A 26,384-nucleotide genomic window follows, 5' to 3' on the forward strand; every position below is an offset into this window, starting at 1 on the left:
CTGCGGTCCGTGCTTTTCGCCCGAAAACGGATCACTTGATCGTGTTGAAGTAACGGTTCTCACCGCGTGTTCGAACCCTGAATGGGGCAACCATGCCCTGACAAATGGGAGTACGCACGATGAACTCTATCAAGCTCGCCGTCATTGCCGGCTTCGTCGGCCTTTCAGCCTCGCAGGCATTTGCCGAAGACGCGATGGGCACAATGACCATGATGAAGGCAGGGCAAGTCACGGCAATCATGCCGGACGGGCATATGGGCACCATGACGCCGGACGCGAAAATGAGTGCCGAGATGATGAAGATGGCAAAGCCGATCAAGCACTGCATGATGATGATGACCGACGCCAAGGGCAAAGCCTTCATGATCGACACGTCGACCAAGAAGGCTCAGGCGGAATGCGAAAAAATGGCCATGTGAGGCCTGCCGTCGATCGATATTCCCGCCGGCTCGAAGGTCGGCGGGAGCCCATCCGAGCCTTGTTCCCGCAGACCACTCAGCACACGCAGGTCGAGATATCCACCTGTCGGTGTTGAGGGTGTCTCATGATCAATGCGGAGACGACGATCATTGCGCCGAACCGGCATAACTCATGGTTCCTTGTTCATGGTGCCAAACCGCAGCCATGGACTTTTGCTCCACGTCCGTCTTCCATTTCACGTTTGATGCGAACGCTTGATCGAGGCCATGCCTGTGTTAGGGCTGGGGCTCCGTCGAGAGGACACACATGAACGGTACAGTGCGAAAATACCCCTTGCTGCGGCGTTCGCGCGCGATGTGGGGCTCTCGCCGGGTGTGGCAGCCGCGGCTGGTGTTCTGGGCCGGCGCGATCTGCATCGGCGTGATCAGCGTGCTGTTCGCGGTGCTCGCCGACAAGGCGCAGGCGCTGTTCCATGCCATGACCGGCGATGACGGCGGCTGGCGTTTCTATCTGCCGCTGGCGATCACGCCGCTCGGCTTCGTGCTGTGTGCCTGGCTGGCGCAAGCCTTCTTCCCGGGCTCGCAAGGCAGCGGCATTCCGCAGGCGATCGCGGCGCGGCATCTGCGCGACGACGACGACCGTGGCCACATCCTGTCGCTGAAGCTGGTCGCGGGCAAGATCGCGCTCACCCTGGTCGGCCTGTTCTGCGGCGCTTCGATCGGCCGTGAGGGACCGACCGTGCAGGTCGGCGCGTCGTTGATGCTGCAGGCGGCACGCTGGGGCGGCATGGCGCAGGCGCGCGGCCTGATCCTGGCCGGCTCGGCCGCCGGCATCGCGGCCGCCTTCAACACGCCGCTGGCCGGCATCGTCTTCGCCATCGAGGAAATGGGCCGCACCTACGAAGCGCGGACCAACGGGCTGGTGCTGACGGCGGTGATCCTGGCCGGCATCGCCTCGCTCGGCCTGCTTGGCAACTACACCTATTTCGGTGTCTCGAAGGAGACGATCTCGTTTGCCGCCGAGTGGCCGCTTGTGATTGCCTGCGGCGTCATCGGCGGCGGCCTCGGCGCGCTGTTCTCGCTCCTGGCGCTGAAGGCGACGCGCCGGATCCGGCGCTGGAACACGGGGCAGCCCTTGCGGCGCGTCCTGCTGGTCGCCGCCATCTGTGGGCTCGGCGTCGCGGCGATCGGCATCGCCTCGGGCGGCCTGACCTTCGGCACCGGCTACGCGCAGGCGCGCGGCGCCGTTGAAGGCACGCCGCTGCCCTGGTTCTTCTTCGCCGAGAAGTTCCTTGCCGGGCTGCTGTCGATGGTCTCGGGCATTCCGGGCGGCATCTTTGCGCCTTCGCTTTCGGTCGGCGCCGGCATCGGCAGCTCGCTCGGCCTCGTCTTCGGCGCCAGCACGGGTGCGGCCGCGTTGCTCGGCATGGCCGGTTATTTCGCCGGCGTCGTGCAGGCGCCGATGACGGCCTTCGTCATCATCCTGGAGATGACCGGCAATCACGACAATGTCATCGCGCTGATGCTGGCCTCGATGCTGGGCTACGGCACGGCGCGCATGATCTCGCGCGAGCCGCTCTATCATGCGCTGTCGCGCGTCTTCATCGCGGAAGCGATCCGCCGGCGCAGGGCGGAGGCGGCGCCGGAACCAGGTCCGGCGTGAAAAACAAAGGCCGGACCCAGCGGTCCGGCCTCTCTGTTCAAAGCGAAATTTCGACTATTTGCAGTTGGCGATCGACGACAGCGCCGCCGAGATGCCTTTCAGCGAGAAGACGTAGGAGGTGGTGTTGCCGCGGCCGGACTTGGCCTGCACCTTCATGTCGGTGCCGGATTTCATGGCGGCGATCAGCACCGGCTCCTCGGCGGCGTTCTCGACCCAGGCCGACTTGCCGCGCGTGAACATCGAAAACGTCTTCTTGTCGATTGTGACGGTGGCCTTGGAGTTTTCCTGGAAAGTGTAGCCGGCGATGAATTGCGGCTCGTAGGATACCTGCTGGCCGGGCCGCTGGCTGACGAAGAAGAACATGTCGCCATGGTCGAGCGTCGGCGGCTGCTTGTCGGTCGGCACGGTGAGGACATAGCAGACCTTGCCGCCCGATGCCTGGTAGCTGTAGGTGCCCCAGGCATTGTGCTGGCCGATCTTGGTCGCCTGCTGCGCCATCGCCGGCGCTGCGAAGGCCACCAGGACCAGGCTCGAAACTGTAGCAATCAATCCGCGCATCGTTTTTCCCGTATTCCAAATGGTGCGGAGGCGGGCCGCGTGGCGTCCTGCCGTCGCTTCATTTTGATTTAATCTGGGTTACCAAACGGTGAATTACCTCTGAGAAAAGGACGCTCACCCCAGGAAACCGCCGCCGTCTTCGCGCCGCCGCCTTTCAAGCGGCTGGCGCGATGTCCCTTCGGCGACTTGGAGGGCATGAAAGCGGCAAGAGTTTGACTTTTCCACAAGCCCCCTGAACGCTGGTGTCCAGCGCGCGCGAAGGCCGGTTCCAGGGCTCAGCCCTTGTCCGATATGGCGTCCTTGGCGGCCTGCCGGTGCGCCGGCGTGATATGGGCGCTGACGGCGGTGATCGCGGCGGTGAGCACGGCGATATCGTCGGTGAAGCCGAGGCCGAGGATGAAGTCGGGGACCATATCCACCGGCAGGACGAAATAACCGAGTGCCGCCACCAGGATGCCTTTTGCGCGCAGCGGCGTGTTCTTGTCCATGGCGCAGTAATAGGCCGCGACGACATCTTCCATGAACGGGATCTGCCGCGCGGCCTTCTTGGCCGTGCGCCAGAATTTCTCGCGCACCTCGCCCTCACCGCCCAGCCTGTCGCCAAAGCCGAAGAAATCAAAACCGGATTTTTGCGCCATCAATTTCTCCTTGCGGGCTCATGCGCTTGCCTGCGCATGGCCGCGGGGCAAAATGTGGTGAAACCCGACGCTTGCTGCAAGAGCTTGGGAGATCGCTGGCCTGAAAATCGGATCAATCTTTACCGTGCTGTCCTGCGGATCAGGTGATGTCGGCCTAGCGGACACTCCACTGGCAGTCGTCCTCCCTTGGAGTTCGGCGGCAAACGCACCTCCCGTCGTCATTCTAGGGCGAAGCAAGGAGCGAAGCGACACGGCGCAGACCTTAGAATCCATGCCGCGACTCAAGAGCGACGCAGCGGTGCTGAATTCTGCTCGACTGCACCCCTTGGTCAACGTCGCGGCATGGATCCTCGGGTCTGCGCGTCCGCTTCGCTCCCGCTCCGCCCGTGGCTGACGAAGCCGGGGTTGCCGCACCTATGAATTACCCTAGCCAACAAAGCGGTCCATTTTCTTCGCCAACTCGATGTCAAGCGCCGTGACTCCGCCGGCATCGTGCGTGTTCAGCGTCACGTCGACGGTTTTGTAGACATTCGACCAGTCGGGATGATGGTCCATCTTCTTGGCCGCAAGCGCGACGCGGGTCATGAAGGCGAAGGCTTCGGAGAAATTCCTGAAGGTGAACGTCCGTTTGATGGAAGCGCCATCCGCAGCCAGCGACCAGCCTTCGAGGTCTGTCAGCGCCGCGACGATGGCTTCCTTGCCAAGTTTCTCTCTCGTCATGTCCGGTTCCTGTGCTATTTCGAAGATGACTTTCACCATAGCGCCGGATCGATGAGCACGAAGCCCATAAAATCCATTCTGTTCGTCTGCCTGGGCAACATCTGCCGCTCGCCGCTGGCGGAAGGCGTGCTTCGTTCCGTGCTGACGGAACGTGGACTGGGCCGGGACATAGTGCTCGATTCGGCCGCAACCAGCGACTGGGAGGCGGGCTCCGCCCCTGATCGGCGTTCGATCGCCATCGCGTCGCGCCACGGCATCGACATATCGGAACTGCGGGCACGCAAGATCGCGCCCGAGGATTTCTCGCGTTTCGACCTGATCTTCGGCATGGACAGGTCGAACGTCGCCGACCTGAAGACGCTGGCGCCCGCCGGCGTGCGCGACCGCATCCACCTGTTCCTGGAATTTGCGCAGGGAAAGGCGCGCGACGTGCCGGATCCCTATCACGACGGCGAGGAAGCCTTCGCCGAGGTCTACCGCATGATCCGCGAAGCGTCGGAGGCGCTGGCGACGCGGCTTGCCGCGCGCGTATCGGCGCCCGACAGCGGCCAGGCTTCCTCGACGATGTAGGGGCCGCCGCCGACCGAATCGCGCGACGACATCAAGACGAACCGGCTGATGCGGAACGGCAATGTCGAAAAATTGCCGCGCGCCGAAAGATATTGGGCGACGTCCAGCGGGCTCGAATTGCGCAGGCGGGCCAGTGTGACATGCGGCATGAACTTGCGCGGATCGGCCGGAATGCCGAGCCGCTGGCAGATGCGCTCGATTTCAGCCTGAAGCGCCGAGAGATCCGGCGAGGCAGAGACCCCGGCCCATACGGCATGCGGTTTCTTCTGGCCGAAAGCGCCGACGCCCGACAGCGTCAGCGGGAAGGAGGGGCGGTGGACGCGGTCGAGCGCGTTGGCGATCTCGTCGGCGACATGGCCTTCGACATCGCCGACGAAGCGCAGCGTCAGATGATAGTTCTCGACGTCGATCCAGCGGGCCCCGGGCAGGCCGCCCCTGAGCAGGGACAGCGAAAGGGCGGCGTCACGCGGAATTTCGAGGGCGGTGAAAAGACGCGGCATGAAGAGCCTCCCTTCCTCGAATCGAACTGTGCCCCCAGCGAATCATCGATAATCAAACGGGGCAAGAGGTTTGTTGGTCACAGGTCTCGTCAAAAAGATTTCCCCAACGGAAAGGGCCTATCCCGTCTCACGATCCTCCCGGCACCGCCGCGATGGCCTTCTCGACCGCAGGCAGGATGCGCTCGACCATCTGGGCGACCCCCTTGGCGTTCGGATGCAAGCCATCCTCAAGCTGCAGGGCGGACCGGCCGGCTACGCCGTCGAGAAAGAACGGGTACAAGGTAACGCCGTATTTTGCGGCCAGTTCCGGAAAGATGGCGTCGAAGGCGTTCTGATAATCGGCGCCGAGATTGGGCGCTGCGCGCATGCCGGCCAGCAGAACGGCGATCTTGCGCTGTTTCAGCTTGGCCAGCATCGTATCCAGGTTCTTGCGGGTGATGTCGGGGGAAACGCCGCGCAGCATGTCGTTGGCGCCGAGTTCGAGGATGACAAGCTGTGTGTCGTCCGGCACCGACCAGTCGAGCCGCGCCAGCCCGCCGCTGGAGGTGTCGCCGGAAACGCCGGCATTGGCGACGGTCACATCCCTGCCCCTGGCGCGCAGCGCCGCCTGCAGCCTGTCGGTAAAACCTTCGTCGGGTCCGAGGCCGAAGCCGGCCATCAGGCTGTCGCCGAAACCGACGATCTTGAAAGGCTCGGCGCGTGCCGACGAAATGGCGCCGCAAATGGCGAGGAAAACGATCAGGCCTGCGGCAATTCTGCGTTGGAAAGACATGCGGCAGGTCCCATATGACAGAGAATTCTTCCGGCGACGGCCCGGCAGGCGAAGCCCTCATCTCCATATAGGACGCTTTCATTTTGACAGAAGCCGTCATCGAGCTGAAAGACGTATCGCTGACATTGGGCGAAGGCGCCTCGTCCGTCCATGTGCTGAAGGGCGTCAGCCTCGATGTGGCGCGCGGCGAGGCGACCGGCATCGTCGGGCCGTCGGGGTCGGGCAAGTCGACGCTGCTCATGGTTCTCGCCGGTCTGGAAAGGGTCGATTCGGGCACGGTACGAATCGCCGGCGAGCTGCTCAACGGCAAGAGCGAGGATCAGATCGCATCGTTTCGGGGGCGAAACATCGGCATCGTGTTCCAGTCCTTCCATCTCATCCCCAATATGACGGCGCTCGAAAATGTCGCCGTGCCGCTGGAGCTGGCCGGCCATGCCGATCCGTTCTCGGTGGCGGAACGCGAGCTGGCGGCCGTCGGTCTGAGTGACCGCGTCACGCACTATCCTGGGGAACTTTCGGGCGGCGAGCAGCAGCGCGTGGCGATCGCCCGGGCGCTGGCGCCGTCGCCGCGCATCCTCATCGCCGACGAGCCGACCGGCAATCTCGACCAGGCAACCGGCAAGCAGGTCGCCGACCTTTTGTTCGCCAAGGCGGCCGAGCGCGGCATGACGCTGGTGCTGGTCACGCATGATCAGGCGCTCGCGGCGCGCTGTTCGCGCCAGGTCTCCATGCGCTCCGGCAGGATCGAGGCACCGGCGCCGACCAAGGCCATCGCCTGATGTCACCGGCGCGGACGTTGAAGCTCGCCGTCCGCTTCTCCTTGCGCGAGATGCGCGGCGGCCTGTCCGGTTTTCTGATCTTTCTTGCCTGCATCGCGCTCGGCGTCGCGGCGATCGGCGGCGTGAATTCCGTGGCCCGCTCGATCAGTGGCGGCGTCGCCAACCAGGGCCAGACGCTGCTTGGCGGCGATCTGCGCTTCCAGCTTAACCAGCGCGACGCAAGCGAAGCCGAACGCGGCTTCCTCGATGGGCTGGGCACGGTGTCGAGAACCGCCAGCATGCGTTCGATGGCGCGGCTTGCCGACGGCTCCGATCAGGCGCTGGTCGAGGCCAAGGCCGTCGACGAGGCCTATCCGCTTTACGGTGCGCTGGAAACCGAGCCGGCGCTGACGAAGCAGGAACTGTTTGGCGAACAGTTCGGTGTTTTCGGCGCGGCCGCGCCCGACCTGCTGTTCGAGCGGCTGCATGTGAAGCTCGGCGATCGGCTGAAGCTCGGAACCGCCACCTTCGAACTGCGCGCCAGGCTGGTCACCGAGCCCGATGCCGTGTCCGAAGGTTTCGGTTTCGCGCCGCGCCTGATGATCTCGACCGAGGGCCTGGTCGCGACAGGGCTGGTTCAGCCGGGCAGCCTCGTCGAGAATTCCTACAAGATCCGGCTGGCCGCCGACGCCGACGAGGCGCGGCTCAAGGCCATCCAGGACAAGGCTGCCAAGGATTTCCCGGAGTCCGGCTGGTCGATCCGCACGCGCAGCAATGCGGCCCCGGCGCTCTCTTCCAACATCGAACGCTTTTCGCAATTCCTGACCCTGGTCGGGCTGACGGCGCTGGTGGTAGGCGGCGTCGGCGTCGCCAACGCGGTGCGCGCCTATCTCGACGGCAAGCGCGGCGTCATCGCCACCTTCAAGAGCCTGGGCGCATCGGGCGGCTTCGTCTTTGCCGTTTACCTCGTGCAGATCCTGATGATCGCGGCCCTCGGCATCGCCGCAGGTCTGGTGCTCGGCGCACTGATGCCCTTTGCCGCGAGCGCCGCGCTTCAGTCGGTCGTTCCGGTGCCGGCGCAAGGCGGCTTTTATCCCGGCGCTCTCGGCATGGCAGCGCTGTTCGGGCTGCTGGTGACGCTGGCCTTCGCGCTGCTGCCACTCGGTCGCGCCCGCGATGTGCCGGCGACCGCGCTGTTCCGCGAGATGGGACTGGAGGGCCGCGGTTTTCCACGCCCTGTCTATGTCGTTTCGGCGCTCGGCATCGCAGTGCTTCTTGCAGCGCTCGCCATCCTGTTTTCGGGCGACCAGCGCATCGCTTCGATTTTCGTCGGAGCCACCATCTTCGCCTTTCTGGTGCTGCGTCTGGTCGGCGCGCTGGTGCAATGGGCGGCAAGGAAGAGTCCGCGCGTGCGCTTCGTGGCGCTCAGGCTCGCCGTCGGCAACATCCATCGGCCGGGCGCGCTGACGCCGTCGGTGGTGCTGTCGCTGGGGCTTGGGCTGACGCTGCTGGTGACGCTGGCGCTGATCGACGGCAATCTGCGGCGGCAGATCTCCGGCAGCCTGCCGGAGCGGGCGCCGAACTTCTTCTTCGTCGATATCCAGAGCAGCGATGTCGACGGCTTCTCCAGTCTGATCAGCAAGGAGGCCCCGCAGGGGACGCTTGCCAAGGTGCCAATGCTGCGCGGCCGGGTGATGGCGCTGAACGGCGTTGCCGTCGACAAGGTCAAGGTACCGGCGGAGGGCGCTTGGGTGCTGCGCGGCGATCGCGGCCTGACCTATGAGGCCAAGCAGCCGGACAACGCGACGCTGACCGAGGGCAGCTGGTGGCCGGCCGATTATACCGGCGAGCCGCTCGTCTCGTTTTCCGACAAGGAAGGCAAGGAAATCGGGCTGAAGCTCGGCGATACCGTCACCGTCAACGTGCTCGGCCGCAATGTCACGGCCAGGATCGCCAATTTCCGCCAGGTCGAATGGGAGACGATGGGCATCAACTTCGTCATGGTGTTCTCGCCCAACACATTTGCCGGCGCGCCGCATGGCTGGGTGGCGACGCTGACCGAAAAGAGCGCCACCGCGGCTGATGACGCCCGCATCCTCAATGCCGTCACCCGCGCCTTCCCGGCAGTCACTACGGTCCGCGTCAAGGACGCGCTCGACATCGTCAACCGTCTGGTCGGACAGCTCGGCGCGGCGATCAGGGCGGCGGCCGGCGTGGCACTGATCGCGTCGGTGCTTGTGCTGGCCGGCGCGCTCGCCGCCGGCAACCGGGCGCGCATCCATGACGCGGTGGTGCTGAAGACGCTCGGTGCGACGCGGCTGACGCTGATATCGGCCTTCTCGCTCGAATACATGCTGATCGGCCTCGCCACGGCGGTCTTCGCGCTCGCCGCCGGCAGTGCCGCCGCATGGTTCGTCGTCGCCCGCATCATGACATTGCCGTCGCATTTCATGCCGGAAGTGGCGGTGGCGACCATTCTCTTTGCGCTGGTCATCACCGTCGGCATCGGTCTCGCCGGCACCTGGCGGGTGCTCGGCCACAAGGCAGCGCCCGTGCTGCGAAACCTCTGAGTCCGCATCGGTTCCACCCCGCCGACGGCCGGCATTTGGTTAAATCGACGTAATGTTTCGCGGCCAAAGGGCTGGAAAACCGCGCCATGCGTGCCTCACGAAGCATTACACCCGGTTACGGTCTTGTTCTTGACGCGAATAACCATCATATTTCGCCGCAGGCATGCTGGAGTCCCGCCAGCGGCGCCTGGGTCCGGGTGGACCCGACACCGGACGGGGCAGAAGCAATAGAGGACCACAATGGCTGAACCCATTCGCAACTATCAGACGCGCGCCGTGCCCGGCGCCGCCGTCGACATCGATCAGGGCCTGCGCGCCTATATGATCAAGGTCTACAATTTGATGGGGCTTGGTCTCCTCATCACTGGTCTTGCCGCCGTCGGCACGATCATGCTGGCCACAACCACCGATCCGGCCTCGGCTGTCGCGACGCTGCCGAGCGGCGAGATGCTGACCTCGTTCGGCTACGCGATCTTCGGCTCGCCGCTGCGCTGGCTGGTGATGCTGGCCCCGCTGGCCGCCGTTCTGTTCCTGTCGTTCCGCGTCCAGTCGATGAGCGTGTCGGCGGCGCAGACGACGTTCTGGGTCTATGCGGGCCTGGTCGGCCTGTCGCTGTCGTCGATCTTCCTGGTCTACACCACCGCCAGCATCTCGCAGACCTTCTTCGCCACCGCCGCGGCCTTCGGCGCGCTGTCGCTGTTCGGTTACACGACCAAGCGCGACCTGACGGCGATGGGCTCGTTCCTGATCATGGGCGTGTTCGGCATCATCATCGCGATGGTGATCAACATCTTCCTGCAGTCGTCGGCGCTGTCCTTCGCCGTCTCGGCGATCGGCGTGCTGGTCTTCGCCGGCCTCACCGCCTACGACACGCAGAAGATCAAGGAGATGTATTTCGAGGGCGACGCCTCCGACGTCGCTGGCCGCAAGGCCATCATGGGCGCGCTGACGCTCTATCTCGACTTCATCAACCTGTTCATGTTCCTGCTCCAGTTCATGGGCGACCGCCGCTAAGGGCTGGTCCGCGTCATGGTCTGACTGGACCATCGGGTTTGGAAGGGGCGGCCCAACGGCCGCCCTTTTCCTTTGCGCCGACCTTTGCTGTTATTGCAGGCAGACAAGAGGCCTGCATAAAGAATGAGCACTATCGTTATACGGGCCGCACGCGCGGCCGACCTCGACACCATTACGCAAATCTATGCCGACGCTGTGACCCGCGGCACGGCGAGCTACGAGCTGGAGCCGCCAGGTCGCGCCGAAATGGGCACGCGATTCGACACGCTCCAGGCCGGCGGCTTCCCTTACCTTGTGGCGGAAAAGGATGGCGCCGTGCTCGGCTATGCCTATGCCGGTCCCTTCCGGCCGCGCCCGGCCTATCGCTTTGTCGTCGAGGACTCCGTCTATGTCGCGCCTGATGCCAAGGGCCAGGGTGTCGGCCTCAAACTGATGCAAAGCCTGATCGCGGCCGCCGAGGCTGCGGGCTTTCGCCAGATCGTCGCGGTGATCGGCGATGGCCATCCCGACAGCGCTTCCGTCAAGCTGCACGAAAAGCTCGGCTTTCGTCATTCCGGCCGCCTCGAAGGCTCCGGCTACAAGCACGGCCGCTGGCTGGACACGGTGTTCATGCAACTGGCGCTGAACGGCGGGGCATCCGCCCCGCCAGATCCGGAATCATTGCCGGAACGGAAATTCCACCAAGAAAAACAAGGGCTTAGATGAGCGCCAAGGCTGAGGTCAACCGAGCAATTGCGCCGCGGTTCAGGCCTCGACCAGCTTCAGCTTGCTGTCGAAGACGCCGAGCACGCGGCCAAGCTCCTGCCCGCGCTTGAGGATACGGCCGCCCGCGGCGATGACGGCGAAGGCGCCTTGCTTGCGTGCCAGCTTCGGGTCCTTGACGATTTGGAACAGCGGCACCTCGCTGGCCCGGCGGAACACCGAAAACACGGCCCTGTCGGTGAGATGATCGATAGCGTAGTCGCGCCATTCATTGGCGGCGACCATGCGCCCGTAGAGTTTCAGGATCTGGTCCAGTTCGCGCCGCTCGAAGCGCACCGGCTGGTCGAGGCGCGCGCCGCGTGCCTCGTGGAGCGGGATCAGTATCGCGGATGCGTCGCCATCCTCCGTCCCGCCGCCGTGATCGGTCATGCCTCGATCCTTCAAAAATGAATCTTTGCCAACCAAAGTTGGCGCTTTCGCTATCGAATTGCAAGTGCCGGCGAAGCGGTGCGGACCCGCGCCATTTCCGTCGCGTCCAGTCACGTTTGCAAACGACATGTTGGAATTGGTGATGCTCCGCCACATTCTGGCCATTTTTTATCCGCGCTCATGCCCCAATGTCCGACGAATTTACCGGCGTTGCCTGAGACGGTTCGGTCCGGCACCGGCTCGTAAACCCCAAGCCCCCCGCCCACGGGTCTGCGTCGGATCGAACCAACCTCGGTTTTTCCTCGGAAAGACCGGGTGCGACGATCCCAAAACCTAAATGACCGACGTCAGAAGCAAGCTGACGTCGGTTTTTTCATGCCTGGATCGCCGCTAAGGTGGATTTCCCGCCATATGGACGGTTTCAGCCCGATCCGGTGCGACCGGCAGGATCGATGCGGCCGAAGTCTTGGCATGCCGTCCGCGCTTGCCAACGCCATCGCCACTTAATAAGGTGTTAAGTGAAACGGGAGCGGCAATGCCACGCGTATCGGACTCCACGGCGAAAGAGGTGAATGGCACGGTCGCGGCCACCCCTGAGGCCGGCGGCGTCGGTCCCCGCATCAAGGCGCTGCGCATGGCAAGGCGCGTCTCGCTGCGCCGGTTGGCCGATATGACCGGCACGACGGCGAGCTTCATCAGCCAGCTCGAGCGCAATCTGTGCGGCGCCAACACAGGCACGCTGCTCAGGATCGCCGCCGCTCTCGATCTCGGCATCAACGACCTGTTCGAGGGCAGCAGCCGTCCGTTGCACAAGGTGCTGAGGCGCGAGGAACGGCCTGTCGTTCCCGTCGGCGTGCGAGGCCGCAAGATGCTTTTGTCGCGGCGGCCGATCCATCAGTTCGAGGTTTATGCGGGGCATTTCGAGGTCGGCGGCTCGACCGGCGACGACGCCTATGTGCATGGCGGCGAGCATGAGATGTTCATGGTGCTCAAGGGAACCGTCGAACTGACGCTTGCCGACGAGCGCCATCTGATGCGCGAAGGCGACAGCGTCGAATATGCGACTTCGGTGCCGCACCGCACGGTCAATGTCGGCGACACACCGGCGGAGGTGCTCTGGATCATCGCGCCGCCGACCGCCGGCGCGCTGGAACTCGATCAGTACAGGCCCGGAAACCGCTCGCATCCGGGTGAATGAGAACAAATGCGAGCTCTGGAATGGGAGAGTTGAACATGAGAGTGAAATTTGCACATGCGGCGTGCCTGGGCGTGCTTCTGGCGGCGACGGCCGCGCTCGCGCAATCGAAGCCGGTTGCCGGAGAGGTGGCCGAAGGCTCGCTGAAGGGCAAGACCCTGACTTTCGTGTCCTATGGCGGCATCTACCAGGACGGCCAGGCGGCAGCGCTCAAGGAGTTCGTGGACAAGTCGGGCGTCAAGCTGCTCAATGACGGCCCGACCGAGATCGCCAAGCTGCAGGCGCAGGTCGAGTCCGGCAATGTGACATGGGACGTTGTCGATACCGACGATCTGCCGCCTTATGTCTATTGCGGCAAACTGTTCCAGAAGCTGGACTTCACCAAACTCGACGTCTCGAAAATTCCCGAGGGCCAGGTCGGCGAGTGCTCGGTGCCGGCGATGAACTACGGCGTCGTGCTGATGTACAACACCGAAAAGTACAAGGACAATCCGCCCAAGAGCTGGGCCGACTTCTTCGACACGCAGAAATTCCCCGGCGTGCGCGGAATCGACGGCTCCGGCAGCCCGACCGGTGGCTTGCTGGAACAGGCGTTCAAGGTTGCCGGCGGGGACCCCAAGGCGATGACGGTGGCCGATATCGACAAGGCCATCGATGTGGTTCGCAAGCTCGGCCCCGATACCATCTTCTGGAAGACGGGTGCAGAATCGCAGCAACTCGCCGAATCCGGCGAGGCCGACATGCTGATGATGTGGACAGGCCGCGCCATGACCGCGGTCAAGAACGGCGCCAAATACGCACCGGCCTGGCAGGACTGGCTGGTGGTGATGGATCAGATGACGATCCCTGTCGGCGCCAAGGACACGGAGGCATCCTACGCGCTGCTCAACGCCTATCTCGGCAAGCACGCGCAGGAGGTGTTGACGGAGCAAACGTCTTACACGCCGATCAACAGTGAAGCGCAGCCCAAGGTCGACGCTTCCGTCTCCGCTTTCCTGACCAACACGCCCGAACGCCAGAAGCAGGGTTATAAGCAGAACTTCAAGTTCTGGGTCCCGAATTTCGCGGTCGCGCAGGAGAAGTGGTCCGCGCTGATGTCCGGCAACTGACCGGCTGAGGGAGACCAAAAGCCGTGAGCGCGTCCCAGCCAACCATTCCGGCCGCCGAAAGGCGCCGGGCATGGCGGCCGTTCGCGCTCGCGCTGCCGGCGCTGGTCCTGCTCTTCGGGGTGATTGGCTATCCGCTGCTCACCATCGTCGTGCGCAGCCTGTCGGAGCCGCAGTGGGGCCTGCAGAACTATATCTGGTTCTTCGGCGCGCCCATCAACCTGGCCGTGCTCCAGCGCACCTTCCTCATTTCAGCATGGGTCACGCTGGTCTGCGTGGTTTGCGCCTACCCCTATGCCTATCTGATGACCGCGGTCCGACCACGCGTGCGCTTGGTGCTGCTGCTCTGTGTGCTGATCCCGTTTTGGGTGAGCGGCGTGGTACGCACTTTGTCCTGGGTGATACTGCTGCAGGATTCGGGGGTCATCAACTCGATCCTGCGGGCGCTCGGGTTCGGTGGCATCAGGCTGATCCGCACCCAGACGGGCGTGGTCATCGGCATGGCGCAGGTGCTTTTGCCTTTCATGATCCTGCCGCTCTATTCGGTCATGAAAGGCATCGATCTCAGGCTGATGCAAGCCGCGCGGAGCCTCGGGGCGAGACCCTCGCGCGCGTTCCTCACGGTGTATCTGCCGCTGTCTCTGCCTGGCGTCTATGCCGGCGCGATCATCGTCTTCATCCTGGCGCTCGGCTTCTACATCACGCCGGCCCTGCTCGGCGGACCGCGCTCGACGATGCTGTCCACGCTGGTTCAGACACAGGTGCTCAGCCTCCTGCAATGGGGTAGGGGCGGCGCCATGGGCGTGGTGCTGCTGGTCACGACCTTCGTGCTGCTGGCGCTTGCCGCGCCCGTGATGCGGTCCAGCCATCGGCAAGCGGGGCGGCCCTGATGGAGATGAAGCCGCTCACCCGCGTCATGCTGGGCCTTGTCTGCCTGCTGGTAGCCATATGGCTGGTGGCACCGACGCTTGTCGTGGTGCCGATGTCATTCAACGAGAACAAATCGCTGGCATTTCCACCCCAGGGCTTCTCCTGGCAATGGTACGAAAATTTTGTCACCAATCCGGATTGGTCGACCAGCTTCCTCAACTCACTGAAGGTCGCATCGATCGTTGCGGTTCTGGCAACGGTGCTCGGCACCCTTGCCGCCTTCGGCCTCGACCGCATGCAGGCGCGGCCGGCAAACCTCCTGCGCATGCTGATGCTGACGCCGATGGTGGTGCCGGGCGTGGTCCTGGCCATCGGCATCTACGCCGTCTATCTCGACACGCGGCTTGTCGGCACACTGCTCGGCTTCGTTCTGGCCCACACCATCCTTGCGCTGCCTTTCGTGTTGATCGCCGTTTCGGCCAATCTCGAAGTGTTCGACAAGCGGCTGGAGACAGCCGCGGCGAGCCTGGGCGCAGGTTCGCTCACCACGTTCCGCACGGTGACGCTGCCGCTGATTGCCCCCGGGGTACTGTCAGGCCTGCTGTTCGCCTTCGCCACCTCCTTCGACGAGATCGTCGTGTCGCTGTTCATCACCAATCCCTATCTCAAGACGTTGCCGGTGCAGATCTTCGCTTCCATCACGCGCGACGCCGACCCGACGGTCGCGGCCGTCGGCACGATCCTCTTATGCGCAACGACACTGCTGATCGGCGGCGGCATGCTGCTTCTTGGCCGTGAGCGGAAGGGAGGCTTATGAATCAGAAAGCGGAAAATCGCGGTGCGGCGATCGACCTGGAGTCGGTAAGCAAGGCCTATGGTTCCTTCAAGGCGCTCGACGGCGTGTCGCTGCGAATCGAGCCGGGTGAATTCATGACGCTGTTGGGCCCGAGCGGCTCAGGCAAGACGACGACGCTGAACGTGATCGCCGGCTTTACCGACCTGACCAGCGGCAAGCTGCTGGTCGGGGAAAAGAGCGTGGTCGGCGTGCCGGCGCACAAGCGCAACATCGGCGTGGTCTTCCAGCATTATGCACTGTTCCCGCACATGACGGTCGGCCGCAATGTCGCCTATCCGCTGAAGCTGCGCGGCGTCACCGGGGCAGAACGCGAACGCCGCGTCCGCCACGCGCTCGACATGGTCAAGATGGCCGATTTCGGCCATCGCTTTCCAAGCGAGCTTTCGGGCGGCCAGCAGCAGCGCGTGGCGCTGGCCCGCGCCATCGTCTTCGATCCGCCGCTGCTGCTGATGGATGAGCCGCTCGGCGCGCTGGACAAGAAACTGCGCGAATGGCTGCAGCTCGAGATCAAGCGCATCCACCGCGAACTCGGCACCACCTTCGTCTATGTGACGCACGACCAGGAGGAGGCGCTGGTGCTCTCCGACCGCATCGCCGTGTTCAACCGCGGCGGTATCGAGCAGATCGGCACCGGCCGCGAACTCTACGACGAGCCGGCGACGCTTTTCGTCGGCAAGTTCATTGGCGATTCCACCGTGCTGCGCGGCCCCGCCGCCACTTCCGGCAAGGAGACGGCGATCGAGATATCAGGCCAGAGAGTGGCGACCGCCAAGCGTCTCGCCAATGGCGGCAAGCCGGTGATGCTGCTGCGTCCCGAAAAGCTGGCGCTTGCTCGTCGCGGCGGCGGCGGGGATGGCCGCAACCGGCTCGCCGGGCGTATCGGCGAGGCCATCTATCTCGGCTCCGGCTCCAAATACGAGGTGGAGCTCGCCGACGGCTCGAAAGCCATCGTGCGCTCGACGCTCGAGGCGGACACTTTTGCCATTGGAGACGAGGTCGACGTGCTCTTCGCCGGCGGCGACGTGAAGCTGCTCGCCGATGACGACAAGGCCGACCTGACGCTTACCTGAAACAGAGCGGCCTCGCCTTTCCATGGAAAACGACGAGGCCGCCTCCTCTCTTGGTTTTTAACGCAGTTCCGGACGGGAAACCGCTCCACACTTTCCTGGAATCGCACGGAGAACGGATCACAAGATGCAAGCCCAGCGCAATGGCGACGTGTCGTTCTGGTATGCCGACATAGGTGGCCCGCCGGCCAGCCGCCCACCCTTGCCCGGCGACATCGAGGCCGATGTCTGCATCGTCGGCGCCGGCTATACCGGACTGTGGACGGCCTACTATCTGAAGAAGGCGGAGCCCGCGCTGCGCATCGCCATCGTCGAAAAGGAGTTCGCCGGCTTCGGTGCCTCGGGCCGCAATGGCGGATGGCTGTCCGGCGGCTTCAGCTGGTCGCGCGAGAAATATGCAAAAACCTCCTCGCGCGGGGCGGTGATCGACATGCAGCGCGCCATGTCCGGCACGGTCGACGAGGTGATCGCGATTGCCGCTGCCGAAGGGATCGACGCCGATATCCGCCGCGTCGACAACATCACCGTCGCCACAAACGCCGCGCAGCTTGAGCGCGCCAAAGCCGAGTACGAAGAGGCCCGGCACTGGGAAATGCCGCCCGAGCGGCTGGCCTTCCTCGGTGCGCAGGAAGCGCGCGAGCGCATCGCCATCGACAATGTATTGGGCGCCTTCGTCGTGCGCGACGTCGCGCGCGTGCAGCCGGCCAAGCTGGTGCAGGGTCTGGCGGCGGCGGTCGCGCGGCTCGGCGTCGCCATCTACGAACAGACGCAGGTGCTGGCGCTCGAGAAGGGCAAGGTCACCACCGACCGCGGCGTCGTGCGCGCCGAAAAGATCGTGCGCGCCACCGAGGGCTTCACCGCCGGCATTGCCGGCTACGAGCGTCTCTGGCTGCCGCTGAACAGCGCCATCGTGGTGACCGAGAAGCTGCCGCAGAAGCTCTGGGACGAAATCGGCTGGAGCGGCTACGAGGTGCTGGGCGATGCCGCGCATACCTACTGCTATGCGCAGCGCACGCGGGAAGGCCGGATCGCCATGGGCGGCCGGGGCGTGCCCTACCGCTTCGGATCGCGCACCGACAGGCGCGGCAAGACACAACAGGCGACCATCGACCAGCTGCACGAGATCCTGACCAGGCTGCTGCCGCAGACCAAAGGCGTGCGGCTCGACCATGCCTGGTGCGGCACGCTCGGCGTGCCGCGCGACTGGTGCACGACGTGCGGCTTCGATCGCGAAAGCGGCATCGGCTGGGCCGGCGGCTATGTCGGGCTCGGCGTTTCCAGTTCGAACCTGTCCGGCCGCACCTTGCGCGACCTGGTGCTCGGACACGACACGGAGCTGACCCGGTTGCCTTGGGTCAACCGCACGGTGAAGAAATGGGAGCCGGAGCCGCTGCGCTGGCTCGGCGTCCACGCCATGTACCAGCTCTACCGCATCGCCGACCGGCGGGAGGCAAATGGCCTGGGGCGGACGTCGCGCCTCGCCGCTTTCGCTGATCGCCTGACCGGCCATTGAGGCAGGTCACTCAAACGCGATTCCGTTTGGTCGACAGGCATGAATGGAGACCGACAGCGCGTCGCATCATTTCCGTTTTCGGCGGCGCGCTTCAGAGCCTTCGATCGAACGGCGCATCGGAACCGGGGCGGTGAATGAAGGCGGCGCCCAGGATGGGCCCTGGCAGGCCGTCCTTGCCGACGGACTGCAAAAGCACGGCGCAGCCGCCCTTCTTGGAAATCTCACTCATCGGCAATTCGTAGCGCTGCGCCTTGCCGTGCCAGATGCCCGCTGTCTGGATGCCGGTCACCGCGTTCCAATAGGTCATCTTGCGGCCCGTGTTCTCGCCCTGGCCGATCGTGACCGTCTGCGGCGGCTCGAAATAGACGATGACGACATGGGCATCGCTGGGACCGGTCCCGCCATCGCCGGTATCGATCATGACGCGGTCGCTGGTCCGGCTGACCTTGATGGCGACCCGCATGTCTTCGCCGATCCTTGCCATGCGGGCGAGTTGGCCATCGACCTCGCCGCGATTGGCGCCGTTGACATGGACCCGGCCGTTGATGACCGCCTGCGGCGTATAGACTGAGCGGTTGCCGAAGGCCCGCATATACTCATATTGCCGCTCGGTGTTTTCCTTGCTGCTCAGCGTGTCCCGCCAGCCGAGATAATCCCAGTAGCCGACGTGATAGGAGAGCGCGACAAGATCCTGCCTGGCGGCAAGTTCGGAGAAGAAGGCGTCGGCAGGCGGGCAGGAACTGCAGCCTTGGCTGGTGAACAGCTCGACCACGCCCACGGGCCTGTCGCCCTGGGGCTTGTCGGCCGGGAGCCCGCCGGACTCGCCGGCGTGCCCGGCACCGGCAAACGCCGAGAAGGCCAGCGCGAACGCTGCCAGCCACAATGATCTACGCGAGGCCATGACCATTCCAATTCCCGCCGGTGATGCCGGCTTTGTTTTGATTGGCTGAAATATGTGGCAGAACCGGAAGTCAACGGGAAGTCACGTTGCGGTGAAATTTTGCCATTGCAAGCCTGGGTAGGGCGGCAATAGGAGAAGCCCACTGCATTTCAACCGGCGGTTCGATTCGGGGGCGGGATCATCATCATGTGGCAAAGTTTCCTGGCTCCAGTCGATCTCTATTGCGAGCGAACCGGTCCTGAACTTTGGGCCGAGCCGGTGAATGCTTTGACCAACCTGGCTTTCATTGCCGCGGGACTATGGGGCGTCCGCGAAGTGCGGCGATGCAGGACCGGCATTTTCGCCGAGGTCCTGGCCTGGTGGGTGGTGGCGATCGGCGTCGGCTCGACGATCTTTCACATCTTCGCCACCAAGGGAACGGTCTGGGCCGACGTGGTGCCGATCGCCGGCTTCACGCTGGCCTACACGCTGTTCAACCTGCGCCGCTTCCTGCGCCTGGAATGGGGCAAGGCGATCGCGATCTTCGTCGTTTTCTATGCCGTTGTCGGAGCGATAACTCTGGCCGTGCCGGATTGGCTGCGCCAGGCGTCGAACGGCACCACAGGCTACCTGCCGCCGTTCCTGGCGCTCGCCTTCTTCGGTGTCTGGGTGACGGCCAGCGGCAATCGCGCCGGCTGGTATAATCTGGCCGGATCGGCGATCTTCGTGCTGTCGGTCATCTGCCGCATGATCGATCCGCTGGTCTGCACCAGCTTCCCGCTCGGCACGCACTTCCTCTGGCACCTGCTCAACGGGCTGATGCTGGCTGTGCTGCTGGCCGCCGCGGCGCGCTACGGCGCGCCACAGCGAGGCAGTAGTAGGCAGTAGGTCCTATTTCCTACTGCCTAAGCCCTACTCCCTTGCCGCTACGCGGCAAGATCGCGCAACACGTACTGCAAAATGCCGCCGTTCTTGAAGTAGTCGAGTTCGTCAAGCGTATCGATGCGGCAAATGATCGGCACCTTCTTCACCGTGCCGTCGCCATAGGTGATCCTGGCTTCCATCTTCTGGCGCGGCTTGAGGGCGTCCAGGCCGTCGATCTCGACCAACTCATCCCCTTTCAGGTTGAGCGAAGCCCATGAGGTGCCTTCCTCGAAGACGAAGGGGATGACGCCCATGCCGACCAGATTGGAGCGGTGGATGCGCTCGAAGGACTGGGCGATGACCGCGCGGACACCAAGGAGATTCGTTCCCTTGGCCGCCCAGTCGCGCGACGAGCCGTTGCCGTATTCGACGCCGGCGAAGATGACCAGCGGCACGCCTTCCTTCTTGTATTGCATCGCCGCGTCGTAGATCGATTCCTCTTCCTTCGACGGGTAATGGATGGTGTAGCCGCCTTCCCTGCCATTCTCGCCCAGCATGTGGTTGCGGATGCGGATGTTGGCGAAGGTGCCGCGCATCATCACCTCATGGTTGCCGCGGCGCGTGCCGTACTGGTTGAAGTCGGCAACGCCGACGCCATGCTCGGTGAGGTATTTGCCGGCCGGCGAGGTGGCCTTGATCGAGCCCGCTGGCGAAATGTGGTCGGTGGTGATCTTGTCGCCGAACAAGCCCAGCACGCGGGCGCCCTTGATGTCGCCGATCTTGCCGAAGCCCGTGGTCATGCCGGCGAAATAGGGCGGGTTCTGCACATAGGTGGAATTGTCGTCCCAGGCATAGGTCTGGCCTTCCGGCGCCTTGACGTTCTGCCAGTTCTCATCGCCCTTGAAGACGTCGGCATATTTGCGGGCGAACAGCTCGCGCGTCACGTTCTTCTCGATGAACTCCTGGATCTCCGCCGAGCTCGGCCATATATCCTTGAGGTAGACCGGCTTGCCGTTCCTGTCCTCGCCGAGCGGCTCGGTGGTCAGGTCCTTCGTCACCGTGCCGGCCAGCGCGTGCGCCACGACCAGCGGCGGCGAGGCGAGATAGTTGGCCTGCACGTCGGGCGAGACACGGCCCTCGAAGTTGCGGTTGCCGGAAAGCACCGCGGCGGCAATCAGACCCTTATCGTTGACGGTCTTGGAGATCGGCGCCGGCAGCGGGCCGGAATTGCCGATGCAGGTGGTGCAGCCGAAGCCGACCAGGTTGAAGCCGATCTGGTCGAGCTCCTTCTGCAGGCCGGATTTCTCGAGATATTCGGCGACCACCTGGCTGCCCGGCGCCAGCGAGGTCTTCACCCAGGGCTTCTGCTTGAGGCCGAGGCGATTGGCGTTGCGGGCGAGCAGGCCGGCGCCGATCAGCACGCTCGGGTTCGAGGTGTTGGTGCAGGAGGTGATGGCGGCGATGACGACGTCGCCATGGCCGAGATCATGGCCGGTGCCTTCGACGGCGTAGCGCTTCGAGATTTCAGCCGCCTTCTTGTATTCGGTGTCCATAGCCTTGACGAAGCCGGCCGGGATGCCTTCCAGCGCGACGCGGCCCTCTGGGCGCTTCGGGCCGGCCATCGACGGCACGACGTCGCCGAGGTCGAGCTCCAGCAAGTCGGTGAAGACCGGGTCGGCGGAGCCTGCGTCACGCCACATGCCTTGCGCCTTGGAGTAGGCTTCGACCAGCGCGATGCGGCTTTCCTCGCGGCCCGACATTGTGAGGTAGCGGATGGTCTCGCTATCGACCGGGAAGAAGCCGCAGGTGGCGCCATATTCAGGCGCCATATTGCCGATGGTGGCGCGGTCGGCCAGCGTCATATTGGAGAGACCGGGGCCGAAGAATTCGACGAACTTGCCGACGACGCCCTTCTTGCGCAGCATCTGGGTGACGGTGAGCACGAGGTCGGTGGCGGTGACGCCCTCCTTCAGCTTGCCGGTGAGGCGGAAGCCGATGACCTCGGGCAAAAGCATGGAGACGGGCTGGCCGAGCATCGCCGCCTCGGCTTCGATGCCGCCGACGCCCCAGCCGAGCACGCCGAGGCCGTTGATCATGGTGGTGTGCGAATCGGTGCCGACGCAGGTGTCGGGATAAGCGGTCGTTTCGCCGTCCTCGGTGTTGGTCCACACCACCTGGCCGAGATATTCGAGGTTGACCTGATGGCAGATGCCGGTACCGGGTGGCACGACGCGGAAATTGCGGAACGCCTGCTGGCCCCATTTCAGGAACTTGTAGCGTTCCTCGTTGCGCTCATATTCGAGCTCGACATTGCGCGCGAAGGCCATCGGCGAGCCGAACTCGTCGACAATGACGGAATGGTCGATGACGAGGTCGACCGGCACCAGCGGGTTGATCTTTTGCGGGTCGCCGCCGAGCGAGGCCATGGCGTCGCGCATCGCCGCCAGGTCGACCACCGCCGGAACGCCGGTGAAATCCTGCATCAGGACACGGGCAGGGCGATAGGCAATCTCGACGCCGGCCGTCCCCTTGTCGGTCAGCCAGCCGGCGACGGCCTTGATCGAGTCCTTGGTGACGGAGCGGCCGTCCTCGTTGCGCAGAAGGTTCTCCAGCAGAACCTTCATCGAATAAGGCAATTGGGCGATGCCGGTGAGGCCGTTCTTCTCGGCCTCGACGAGGTCGAAATAGGTATATTCGGCGTCGCCCGCTTTCAGCGTGCGGCGGCAATTGAAACTGTCGAGGGATTTTGACACGTGCGATCCGTCCTTGTCTGTTCAGCCTGAAAGGGAACGGACGCCGATGGCATGCAATCACGCGCAAAGGTGCGGGTACGGCCATTTCCGCTGTCCGCTCCCAAGCAACCCGAGCCGTTCAAGGCGGCGCGTGCGCTGGTTCGGCGCTAGTTCTGTTCCCGCGCCGACCGCTGGCACGGATGCACCGCATATAGAGAATTTTCTGGAATAGTTCTAGACAGTTAAAAAGCAAATTTGTGCGATGCGGCAGGGGCCGAGGCGGATTGTTTCAGGGCGGGCGAGGGATGCGGCTTATCGCCGAAAATCTGGGCGGCGAACGCGGCGGCGAGACGGTGTTTTCGGGCATTGGCTTTGACCTCGATCAAGGCCAGGCGCTTGTCGTCACCGGGCCGAACGGATCAGGCAAATCGACCTTGCTCAGGATCGTCGCCGGACTGCTGCCGAAGGCTGAAGGCAATTTGCTGATCGAGGGCGGCGGCGATGAATTTCCGTCGATCGCTTCGGCCTGCCACTATCTCGGCCATCAGAACGCAATGAAAACGGCGCTCAGCGTGACGGAAAACCTGCGCTTCTGGCGCGACTTCAACGGCGGTGGATCCGTCGGCGTCGAGGAGGCGCTGGAGACGGTCGGACTGGGCGGCATCGGCCATCTGCCGTTCGGCTATCTCTCGACCGGGCAAAGACGACGCGCGGGGATCGCGAAACTGCTGGTCAGCCAACGGCCGATCTGGCTGCTCGACGAGCCGACGGCGGGTCTGGACAAGGATTCGGAGGCGCGATTCGCGGGATTGATGAGGGGGCATTGTGCGGATGGTGGGATTGTCGTCGCGGCAACGCATCTGCCGCTCGGGATCGAGGGAGCGCAGACGTTGAGGATGGGGCAGGCCTTTTGATGACGGCACTCTACGGCGCCCCCCTCTGTCCTGCCGGACATCTCCCCCTCGAGGGGGGAGATTGGCAGCTTCGGCGCCTCGCCCGCTTTCCAACGTTGAAAATCGGCGAAGGCCGGGGTGACATCCGATCTCCCCGCTTGCGGAGGAGGTGTCCGGCAGGACAGAGGGGGGCGCTCAAGCGCGAGTATCTCATATCATGCTAGCCCTCCTCCTCCGCGATATCCGCCTTTCGATTCGGGCCGGCGGCGGGGCGCTGACGGGCGTGATCTTCTTCCTCGCCGTGATCGCCACCATTCCCTTCGGCGTCGGGCCGGACCTGAGACTGCTAGCCCGCATCGGCCCGGCGATCCTGTGGATCGGAGCACTGCTCTCTTGCTTGCTCGGCCTCGACCGGTTGTTCCAGGCCGACCGCGAGGACGGCTCGCTCGATCTCCTGGTGCTTGGCAACGACCGCCACATGCTGGCGCTGACGGTGCTCACCAAATGCCTGGCCCATTGGGCGGGCAGCGTGCTGCCGCTGGTGGTCGCCGCGCCCCTGCTCGGCCTGTTCATGAACATGGAGCCGGTCGCCATCGGCGCCACGGCGCTTACGCTGCTGGTCGGCACGCCGGCGATCACCTTCATCGGCGCCGTCGGCGCGGCGGTGGCGGTGGCGCTGCCGCGCGGCGGGCTCCTGATCTCGGTGCTGGTGCTGCCGCTGACCATCCCGGTGCTGATCTTCGGGGTTTCGGCGAGTTACGGCGCGACGGCCAATCCCGATCCGTTCCTGCAACCTTTCCTCATTCTTGCCGCGCTGACGTTGTTTCTTGCCGTGCTCGGACCGCTGGCGGCGGCGCTGGCGCTGCGCCATGGCACGGATTGAGGCGGCCATGACCGGCAAGGGCTGCGGCGCGGCGGCCAATTGCGCGGTCACCGGCGCGGGGCTAAGGGAAGGCATGATCGAGCACGGCGGAAGGATCGAATTGGCGGGCGGCATGCCGACGAGGCAGCCGGCATGAGCCCGCATGCGCTCTACGTCACCGCCGCCTATGCCGTCACGGCGATTGCGCTGGCCGGGCTGATCGGCTGGATCCTGCTCGATCAACGGGCCCGCAAGCGCGAACTGGCCGAACTCGAGGCGGCGGGCGTGCGCCGACGCTCCGACAAGGGCGGGGAGCGCGTGTCATGAGCACGGATATGCCAACGCCGGCGCCGGCCCGGCGCCGCCTGTTCGTGCTGTTGCCGCTGCTGGTCTTCCTCGGGCTGGCGGGGCTGTTCCTGGCGCAGCTCCTGTCGGGGCGCGACACTTCGGAGGTGCCGTCGGCGCTGATCGGCCTGCCGGCGCCGCCGACCAACCTGCCCCCGCTGGACGGCACGAACCTGCCGGGACTCGATTCGAAATCGTTTGCCGGCAAGGTGACGCTGGTCAACGTCTTCGCCTCATGGTGCGCGCCTTGCCGCGAAGAGCACCCGGTGCTTTTGGGGCTGGCGCAGGACAGGCGCTTCACCATGGCGGCGCTGAACTACAAGGACCGGCCGGAAAACGCCCGCCGATTCCTCGGCGATCTCGGCAATCCGTTCCAGGCGATCGGCGTCGACGAGGCCGGCCGCACGGCGATCGACTGGGGCGTCTATGGCGTGCCGGAAACCTTCGTCATCGGCAAGGACGGCAAAATAGCCTACAAGCATGTCGGCCCGCTGACGGCCGAGACGGCTCGGACGCTGCTGTTGCCGCAGATCGAGAAGGCGCTGGCCGCGCCGAACTGAGGCGACTGGCCGGCCTACTTGCTTGCCTTGGCCCGCTCGATCGCGTCGACGATCATCTTCTTGGCGTATTTGGAATCGTGCCAGCCCTCGATCTTGACCCATTTGCCGGGTTCGAGATCCTTGTAGTGCTCGAAGAAGTGCTGCACCTGATCGCGGGTGATCTCGGGCAGCTGCGTGTATTCGGTGACGTTCTCGTAACGCAACGTCAGCTTCGGCGACGGCACGGCGATGACCTTCTCGTCCTGGCCGGCATTGTCTTCCATGATCAGCACGCCGATCGGCCGCACATTGATGACGCAGCCGGGCACCAGCGCGCGCGTGTTGCAGACCAGCACGTCGATCGGATCGCCGTCGCCAGACAGCGTGTGCGGAACGAAGCCGTAATTGCCGGGATAGCGCATCGAGGTGTGCAGGAAACGGTCGACGAACAGCGTGCCGGCCTCCTTGTCCATCTCGTATTTGATCGGCTCGCCGCCGATCGGCACCTCGATGATGACGTTGACGTCCTCGGGCGGATTCTTTCCGGTGGCGATGGCTTCAATACGCATGACTTATCCCTCTCTCGATTGGCAGACCGATAGCGGGCGGCGCAAAATGGTGCAATGCGGCGAATGGTGCTCAAGAACGCCCAGCAAGACGCAATGGCATTCAATGCGGTCAATCATTAGCAGAAGATGTTTCAGTGTCGTGATTGCGTAGGTTGCGCTTCGCGCCGCTTACGCGATCGTTCCTCGCCGGTCATTCCCAGACGAAAGCAACCTTCTTCAGCGCCTTCTGCTCGAATATCTCGACGCCTTCGGCGATATCGCGGCCGCCGGCGCCGGAATAGAAGGCGAGCGCGTTCTGATTGTCTTCCAGCGCCCACACCACCGTGCCCTTCAATCCGTGGTCGGCAAGCCGCGCCCGTGCCGCCTTGAAAAGCCGGCTGCCGAGCCCGATGCCCTGATATTCCGGCCGCAGGTACAATTCATAGATCTCGCCCTGCTGCTTGAGTTCGCGGGCCCGGTTCTTGCCGATCGTGGCGTAGCCGGCAACCGTGCCGCCGATCTCGATCACCAGGACGGTAGCGGCGCGGCGGATGGCATTGGCCCACCAGTCGGCGCCGCGACGGTTGATCATCGATGTCAGGGTGCGGTGCGGGATGATGCCGCTATAGGCGCCGCGCCAAGCCTGCAAATGCACGTCGGCGATCGCCGCGGCGTCGCGCGATTCGGCTTTGCGGATATCGATGCTCAGCGTATTCATGATTTGTTAACCATAAACCCGCATCGCTCGAATGCAAGAGTCCGGGCAGTCCGGAGGATGCTTTCTCACAGGCCGTCATCGCC

29 protein-coding genes are annotated in these 26,384 nt (G+C 64.3%); 19 read left to right on the forward strand and 10 right to left on the reverse strand.

All coding sequences use genetic code 11. From position 1 onward, the window contains the following. Positions 1-119 precede the first annotated feature (119 nt). Together FJ949_RS02660 and FJ949_RS02665 are read left to right on the forward strand one after the other, a co-directional pair. Positions 120-419 carry a hypothetical protein gene (locus FJ949_RS02660; RefSeq protein WP_140492193.1) on the forward strand — a complete coding sequence of 100 codons (300 nt, stop codon included), beginning with the start codon at positions 120-122 and terminating at the stop codon, positions 417-419. Positions 420-726: 307 nt separating this feature from the next. Then, a complete protein-coding gene (locus FJ949_RS02665) occupies positions 727-2,082 on the forward strand; it encodes a chloride channel protein (protein ID WP_140492196.1) in 1,356 nt (451 codons plus the stop codon). 54 nt (positions 2,083-2,136) lie between these two features. On the opposite strand, the gene FJ949_RS02670 is transcribed toward FJ949_RS02665, so the two are convergent. The 3 genes from FJ949_RS02670 to FJ949_RS02680 form a co-directional block, all read right to left on the reverse strand. After that, positions 2,137-2,640, reverse strand: a complete 504-nt coding sequence (locus FJ949_RS02670; RefSeq protein ID WP_140492199.1) for an invasion associated locus B family protein — start codon at positions 2,638-2,640, stop codon at positions 2,137-2,139. Between the two features lie 275 nt (positions 2,641-2,915). Beyond that, positions 2,916-3,278: a YkvA family protein gene (locus FJ949_RS02675; RefSeq protein ID WP_140492202.1), complete on the reverse strand. Its 363-nt coding sequence runs from the start codon at positions 3,276-3,278 to the stop codon at positions 2,916-2,918. Between the two features lie 426 nt (positions 3,279-3,704). Further along, positions 3,705-3,998, reverse strand: coding sequence for a 4a-hydroxytetrahydrobiopterin dehydratase (locus FJ949_RS02680; protein ID WP_140492205.1), 294 nt, complete (start codon positions 3,996-3,998; stop codon positions 3,705-3,707). A gap of 51 nt (positions 3,999-4,049) precedes the next feature. Between FJ949_RS02680 and FJ949_RS02685 the strand changes: the two genes are divergently transcribed. Next, positions 4,050-4,568 carry a low molecular weight protein-tyrosine-phosphatase gene (locus tag FJ949_RS02685; RefSeq protein WP_140492208.1) on the forward strand — a complete coding sequence of 173 codons (519 nt, stop codon included), beginning with the start codon at positions 4,050-4,052 and terminating at the stop codon, positions 4,566-4,568. Here the strand turns inward: FJ949_RS02685 and thpR are convergent. Further along, a complete protein-coding gene (gene thpR / locus FJ949_RS02690; protein WP_140492210.1) occupies positions 4,472-5,068 on the reverse strand; it encodes an RNA 2',3'-cyclic phosphodiesterase in 597 nt (198 codons plus the stop codon). The genes FJ949_RS02685 and thpR overlap by 97 nt on opposite strands. A 127-nt stretch (positions 5,069-5,195) precedes the next feature. Beyond that, on the reverse strand, positions 5,196-5,840 hold the full coding sequence (locus FJ949_RS02695) for an arylesterase (protein ID WP_140492213.1): 645 nt from the start codon (positions 5,838-5,840) through the stop codon (positions 5,196-5,198). A gap of 83 nt (positions 5,841-5,923) precedes the next feature. Between FJ949_RS02695 and FJ949_RS02700 the strand changes: the two genes are divergently transcribed. The 4 genes from FJ949_RS02700 to FJ949_RS02715 all read left to right on the forward strand — a co-directional run bounded on the left by FJ949_RS02700 (position 5,924) and on the right by FJ949_RS02715 (position 10,887). Next, the gene (locus FJ949_RS02700; RefSeq protein ID WP_140492216.1) at positions 5,924-6,619 is read left to right on the forward strand and encodes an ABC transporter ATP-binding protein; all 696 of its coding nucleotides are present in this window, start codon (positions 5,924-5,926) and stop codon (positions 6,617-6,619) included. Beyond that, entirely contained in the window at positions 6,619-9,168 is a 2,550-nt protein-coding gene (locus tag FJ949_RS02705) for an ABC transporter permease (RefSeq protein WP_140492219.1), read from the forward strand. Before FJ949_RS02700 ends, FJ949_RS02705 begins: the two co-directional genes overlap by 1 nt. A 240-nt stretch (positions 9,169-9,408) precedes the next feature. Next, on the forward strand, positions 9,409-10,182 hold the full coding sequence (locus FJ949_RS02710) for a Bax inhibitor-1/YccA family protein (protein WP_140492223.1): 774 nt from the start codon (positions 9,409-9,411) through the stop codon (positions 10,180-10,182). Between the two features lie 123 nt (positions 10,183-10,305). Next, positions 10,306-10,887: a GNAT family N-acetyltransferase gene (locus tag FJ949_RS02715; protein WP_140492226.1), complete on the forward strand. Its 582-nt coding sequence runs from the start codon at positions 10,306-10,308 to the stop codon at positions 10,885-10,887. Positions 10,888-10,926: 39 nt separating this feature from the next. Here the strand turns inward: FJ949_RS02715 and FJ949_RS02720 are convergent, their stop codons facing one another. Continuing rightward, entirely contained in the window at positions 10,927-11,313 is a 387-nt protein-coding gene (locus tag FJ949_RS02720) for a DUF2794 domain-containing protein (protein WP_140492230.1), read from the reverse strand. A 535-nt stretch (positions 11,314-11,848) separates the two neighbouring features. Between FJ949_RS02720 and FJ949_RS02725 the strand changes: the two genes are divergently transcribed. The 6 genes from FJ949_RS02725 (at position 11,849) to FJ949_RS02750 (ending at position 17,920) form a co-directional block, all read left to right on the forward strand. Continuing rightward, complete coding sequence (locus FJ949_RS02725; protein WP_140492232.1) at positions 11,849-12,511, forward strand: XRE family transcriptional regulator; 663 nt, start codon at positions 11,849-11,851, stop codon at positions 12,509-12,511. Between the two features lie 35 nt (positions 12,512-12,546). Further along, positions 12,547-13,617: an extracellular solute-binding protein gene (locus tag FJ949_RS02730; RefSeq protein ID WP_181165196.1), complete on the forward strand. Its 1,071-nt coding sequence runs from the start codon at positions 12,547-12,549 to the stop codon at positions 13,615-13,617. A gap of 23 nt (positions 13,618-13,640) precedes the next feature. Beyond that, positions 13,641-14,504: an ABC transporter permease gene (locus tag FJ949_RS02735; protein WP_140492238.1), complete on the forward strand. Its 864-nt coding sequence runs from the start codon at positions 13,641-13,643 to the stop codon at positions 14,502-14,504. Continuing rightward, entirely contained in the window at positions 14,504-15,301 is a 798-nt protein-coding gene (locus FJ949_RS02740) for an ABC transporter permease (RefSeq protein ID WP_140492241.1), read from the forward strand. The genes FJ949_RS02735 and FJ949_RS02740 overlap by 1 nt, the downstream gene beginning before the upstream one ends. Continuing rightward, the gene (locus tag FJ949_RS02745) at positions 15,298-16,410 is read left to right on the forward strand and encodes an ABC transporter ATP-binding protein (RefSeq protein ID WP_140492243.1); all 1,113 of its coding nucleotides are present in this window, start codon (positions 15,298-15,300) and stop codon (positions 16,408-16,410) included. The genes FJ949_RS02740 and FJ949_RS02745 overlap by 4 nt, the downstream gene beginning before the upstream one ends. Positions 16,411-16,534: 124 nt before the next feature. Further along, on the forward strand, positions 16,535-17,920 hold the full coding sequence (locus FJ949_RS02750) for an FAD-binding oxidoreductase (RefSeq protein WP_140492246.1): 1,386 nt from the start codon (positions 16,535-16,537) through the stop codon (positions 17,918-17,920). A gap of 91 nt (positions 17,921-18,011) precedes the next feature. Here the strand turns inward: FJ949_RS02750 and FJ949_RS02755 are convergent, their stop codons facing one another. Next, positions 18,012-18,827, reverse strand: a complete 816-nt coding sequence (locus FJ949_RS02755) for a thioredoxin family protein (RefSeq protein ID WP_140492249.1) — start codon at positions 18,825-18,827, stop codon at positions 18,012-18,014. Positions 18,828-19,007: 180 nt separating this feature from the next. Between FJ949_RS02755 and FJ949_RS02760 the strand changes: the two genes are divergently transcribed. Further along, positions 19,008-19,688, forward strand: a complete 681-nt coding sequence (locus tag FJ949_RS02760; protein ID WP_140492252.1) for a ceramidase domain-containing protein — start codon at positions 19,008-19,010, stop codon at positions 19,686-19,688. Between the two features lie 38 nt (positions 19,689-19,726). On the opposite strand, the gene acnA is transcribed toward FJ949_RS02760, so the two are convergent. Then, on the reverse strand, positions 19,727-22,417 hold the full coding sequence (acnA, locus tag FJ949_RS02765; protein ID WP_140492255.1) for an aconitate hydratase AcnA: 2,691 nt from the start codon (positions 22,415-22,417) through the stop codon (positions 19,727-19,729). 284 nt (positions 22,418-22,701) lie between these two features. Here acnA and ccmA point away from each other — a divergent pair, with 284 nt between their 5' ends. From ccmA to FJ949_RS02785, 5 genes are all read left to right on the forward strand, one after another. Next, on the forward strand, positions 22,702-23,310 hold the full coding sequence (gene ccmA / locus FJ949_RS02770; protein WP_140492258.1) for a heme ABC exporter ATP-binding protein CcmA: 609 nt from the start codon (positions 22,702-22,704) through the stop codon (positions 23,308-23,310). Positions 23,311-23,506: 196 nt separating this feature from the next. Further along, a complete protein-coding gene (gene ccmB, locus FJ949_RS02775) occupies positions 23,507-24,172 on the forward strand; it encodes a heme exporter protein CcmB (RefSeq protein WP_140492261.1) in 666 nt (221 codons plus the stop codon). Next, complete coding sequence (locus FJ949_RS30190) at positions 24,159-24,308, forward strand: hypothetical protein (RefSeq protein WP_181165197.1); 150 nt, start codon at positions 24,159-24,161, stop codon at positions 24,306-24,308. Before ccmB ends, FJ949_RS30190 begins: the two co-directional genes overlap by 14 nt. After that, the gene (ccmD, locus tag FJ949_RS02780) at positions 24,305-24,478 is read left to right on the forward strand and encodes a heme exporter protein CcmD (RefSeq protein WP_140492264.1); all 174 of its coding nucleotides are present in this window, start codon (positions 24,305-24,307) and stop codon (positions 24,476-24,478) included. The genes FJ949_RS30190 and ccmD overlap by 4 nt, the downstream gene beginning before the upstream one ends. After that, the gene (locus FJ949_RS02785; RefSeq protein ID WP_140492460.1) at positions 24,475-25,056 is read left to right on the forward strand and encodes a DsbE family thiol:disulfide interchange protein; all 582 of its coding nucleotides are present in this window, start codon (positions 24,475-24,477) and stop codon (positions 25,054-25,056) included. Before ccmD ends, FJ949_RS02785 begins: the two co-directional genes overlap by 4 nt. Before the next feature lie 14 nt (positions 25,057-25,070). On the opposite strand, the gene ppa is transcribed toward FJ949_RS02785, so the two are convergent. Then, positions 25,071-25,604 carry an inorganic diphosphatase gene (ppa, locus tag FJ949_RS02790; protein WP_140492463.1) on the reverse strand — a complete coding sequence of 178 codons (534 nt, stop codon included), beginning with the start codon at positions 25,602-25,604 and terminating at the stop codon, positions 25,071-25,073. Between the two features lie 190 nt (positions 25,605-25,794). Next, positions 25,795-26,301: a GNAT family N-acetyltransferase gene (locus FJ949_RS02795; RefSeq protein WP_140492466.1), complete on the reverse strand. Its 507-nt coding sequence runs from the start codon at positions 26,299-26,301 to the stop codon at positions 25,795-25,797. Positions 26,302-26,384 lie beyond the last annotated feature (83 nt).

This window comes from Mesorhizobium sp. B2-4-1, assembly GCF_006442185.1.
GTDB lineage: Bacteria > Pseudomonadota > Alphaproteobacteria > Rhizobiales > Rhizobiaceae > Mesorhizobium.

Bases quoted from the DNA above. Each gene is read 5' to 3' on its own strand.
- FJ949_RS02660 (WP_140492193.1), top strand. From the start codon at position 120: ATGAACTCTATCAAGCTCGCCGTCATTGCCGGCTTCGTCGGCCTTTCA.
- FJ949_RS02665 (WP_140492196.1), top strand. From the start codon at position 727: ATGAACGGTACAGTGCGAAAATACCCCTTGCTGCGGCGTTCGCGCGCG.
- FJ949_RS02670 (WP_140492199.1), bottom strand. From the start codon at position 2,640: ATGCGCGGATTGATTGCTACAGTTTCGAGCCTGGTCCTGGTGGCCTTC.
- FJ949_RS02675 (WP_140492202.1), bottom strand. From the start codon at position 3,278: ATGGCGCAAAAATCCGGTTTTGATTTCTTCGGCTTTGGCGACAGGCTG.
- FJ949_RS02680 (WP_140492205.1), bottom strand. From the start codon at position 3,998: ATGACGAGAGAGAAACTTGGCAAGGAAGCCATCGTCGCGGCGCTGACA.
- FJ949_RS02685 (WP_140492208.1), top strand. From the start codon at position 4,050: ATGAGCACGAAGCCCATAAAATCCATTCTGTTCGTCTGCCTGGGCAAC.
- thpR (WP_140492210.1), bottom strand. From the start codon at position 5,068: ATGCCGCGTCTTTTCACCGCCCTCGAAATTCCGCGTGACGCCGCCCTT.
- FJ949_RS02695 (WP_140492213.1), bottom strand. From the start codon at position 5,840: ATGTCTTTCCAACGCAGAATTGCCGCAGGCCTGATCGTTTTCCTCGCC.
- FJ949_RS02705 (WP_140492219.1), top strand. From the start codon at position 6,619: ATGTCACCGGCGCGGACGTTGAAGCTCGCCGTCCGCTTCTCCTTGCGC.
- FJ949_RS02710 (WP_140492223.1), top strand. From the start codon at position 9,409: ATGGCTGAACCCATTCGCAACTATCAGACGCGCGCCGTGCCCGGCGCC.
- FJ949_RS02715 (WP_140492226.1), top strand. From the start codon at position 10,306: ATGAGCACTATCGTTATACGGGCCGCACGCGCGGCCGACCTCGACACC.
- FJ949_RS02720 (WP_140492230.1), bottom strand. From the start codon at position 11,313: ATGACCGATCACGGCGGCGGGACGGAGGATGGCGACGCATCCGCGATA.
- FJ949_RS02725 (WP_140492232.1), top strand. From the start codon at position 11,849: ATGCCACGCGTATCGGACTCCACGGCGAAAGAGGTGAATGGCACGGTC.
- FJ949_RS02730 (WP_181165196.1), top strand. From the start codon at position 12,547: ATGAGAGTGAAATTTGCACATGCGGCGTGCCTGGGCGTGCTTCTGGCG.
- FJ949_RS02740 (WP_140492241.1), top strand. From the start codon at position 14,504: ATGGAGATGAAGCCGCTCACCCGCGTCATGCTGGGCCTTGTCTGCCTG.
- FJ949_RS02745 (WP_140492243.1), top strand. From the start codon at position 15,298: ATGAATCAGAAAGCGGAAAATCGCGGTGCGGCGATCGACCTGGAGTCG.
- FJ949_RS02750 (WP_140492246.1), top strand. From the start codon at position 16,535: ATGCAAGCCCAGCGCAATGGCGACGTGTCGTTCTGGTATGCCGACATA.
- FJ949_RS02755 (WP_140492249.1), bottom strand. From the start codon at position 18,827: ATGGTCATGGCCTCGCGTAGATCATTGTGGCTGGCAGCGTTCGCGCTG.
- FJ949_RS02760 (WP_140492252.1), top strand. From the start codon at position 19,008: ATGTGGCAAAGTTTCCTGGCTCCAGTCGATCTCTATTGCGAGCGAACC.
- ccmA (WP_140492258.1), top strand. From the start codon at position 22,702: ATGCGGCTTATCGCCGAAAATCTGGGCGGCGAACGCGGCGGCGAGACG.
- ccmB (WP_140492261.1), top strand. From the start codon at position 23,507: ATGCTAGCCCTCCTCCTCCGCGATATCCGCCTTTCGATTCGGGCCGGC.
- FJ949_RS30190 (WP_181165197.1), top strand. From the start codon at position 24,159: ATGGCACGGATTGAGGCGGCCATGACCGGCAAGGGCTGCGGCGCGGCG.
- ccmD (WP_140492264.1), top strand. From the start codon at position 24,305: ATGAGCCCGCATGCGCTCTACGTCACCGCCGCCTATGCCGTCACGGCG.
- FJ949_RS02785 (WP_140492460.1), top strand. From the start codon at position 24,475: ATGAGCACGGATATGCCAACGCCGGCGCCGGCCCGGCGCCGCCTGTTC.
- ppa (WP_140492463.1), bottom strand. From the start codon at position 25,604: ATGCGTATTGAAGCCATCGCCACCGGAAAGAATCCGCCCGAGGACGTC.
- FJ949_RS02795 (WP_140492466.1), bottom strand. From the start codon at position 26,301: ATGAATACGCTGAGCATCGATATCCGCAAAGCCGAATCGCGCGACGCC.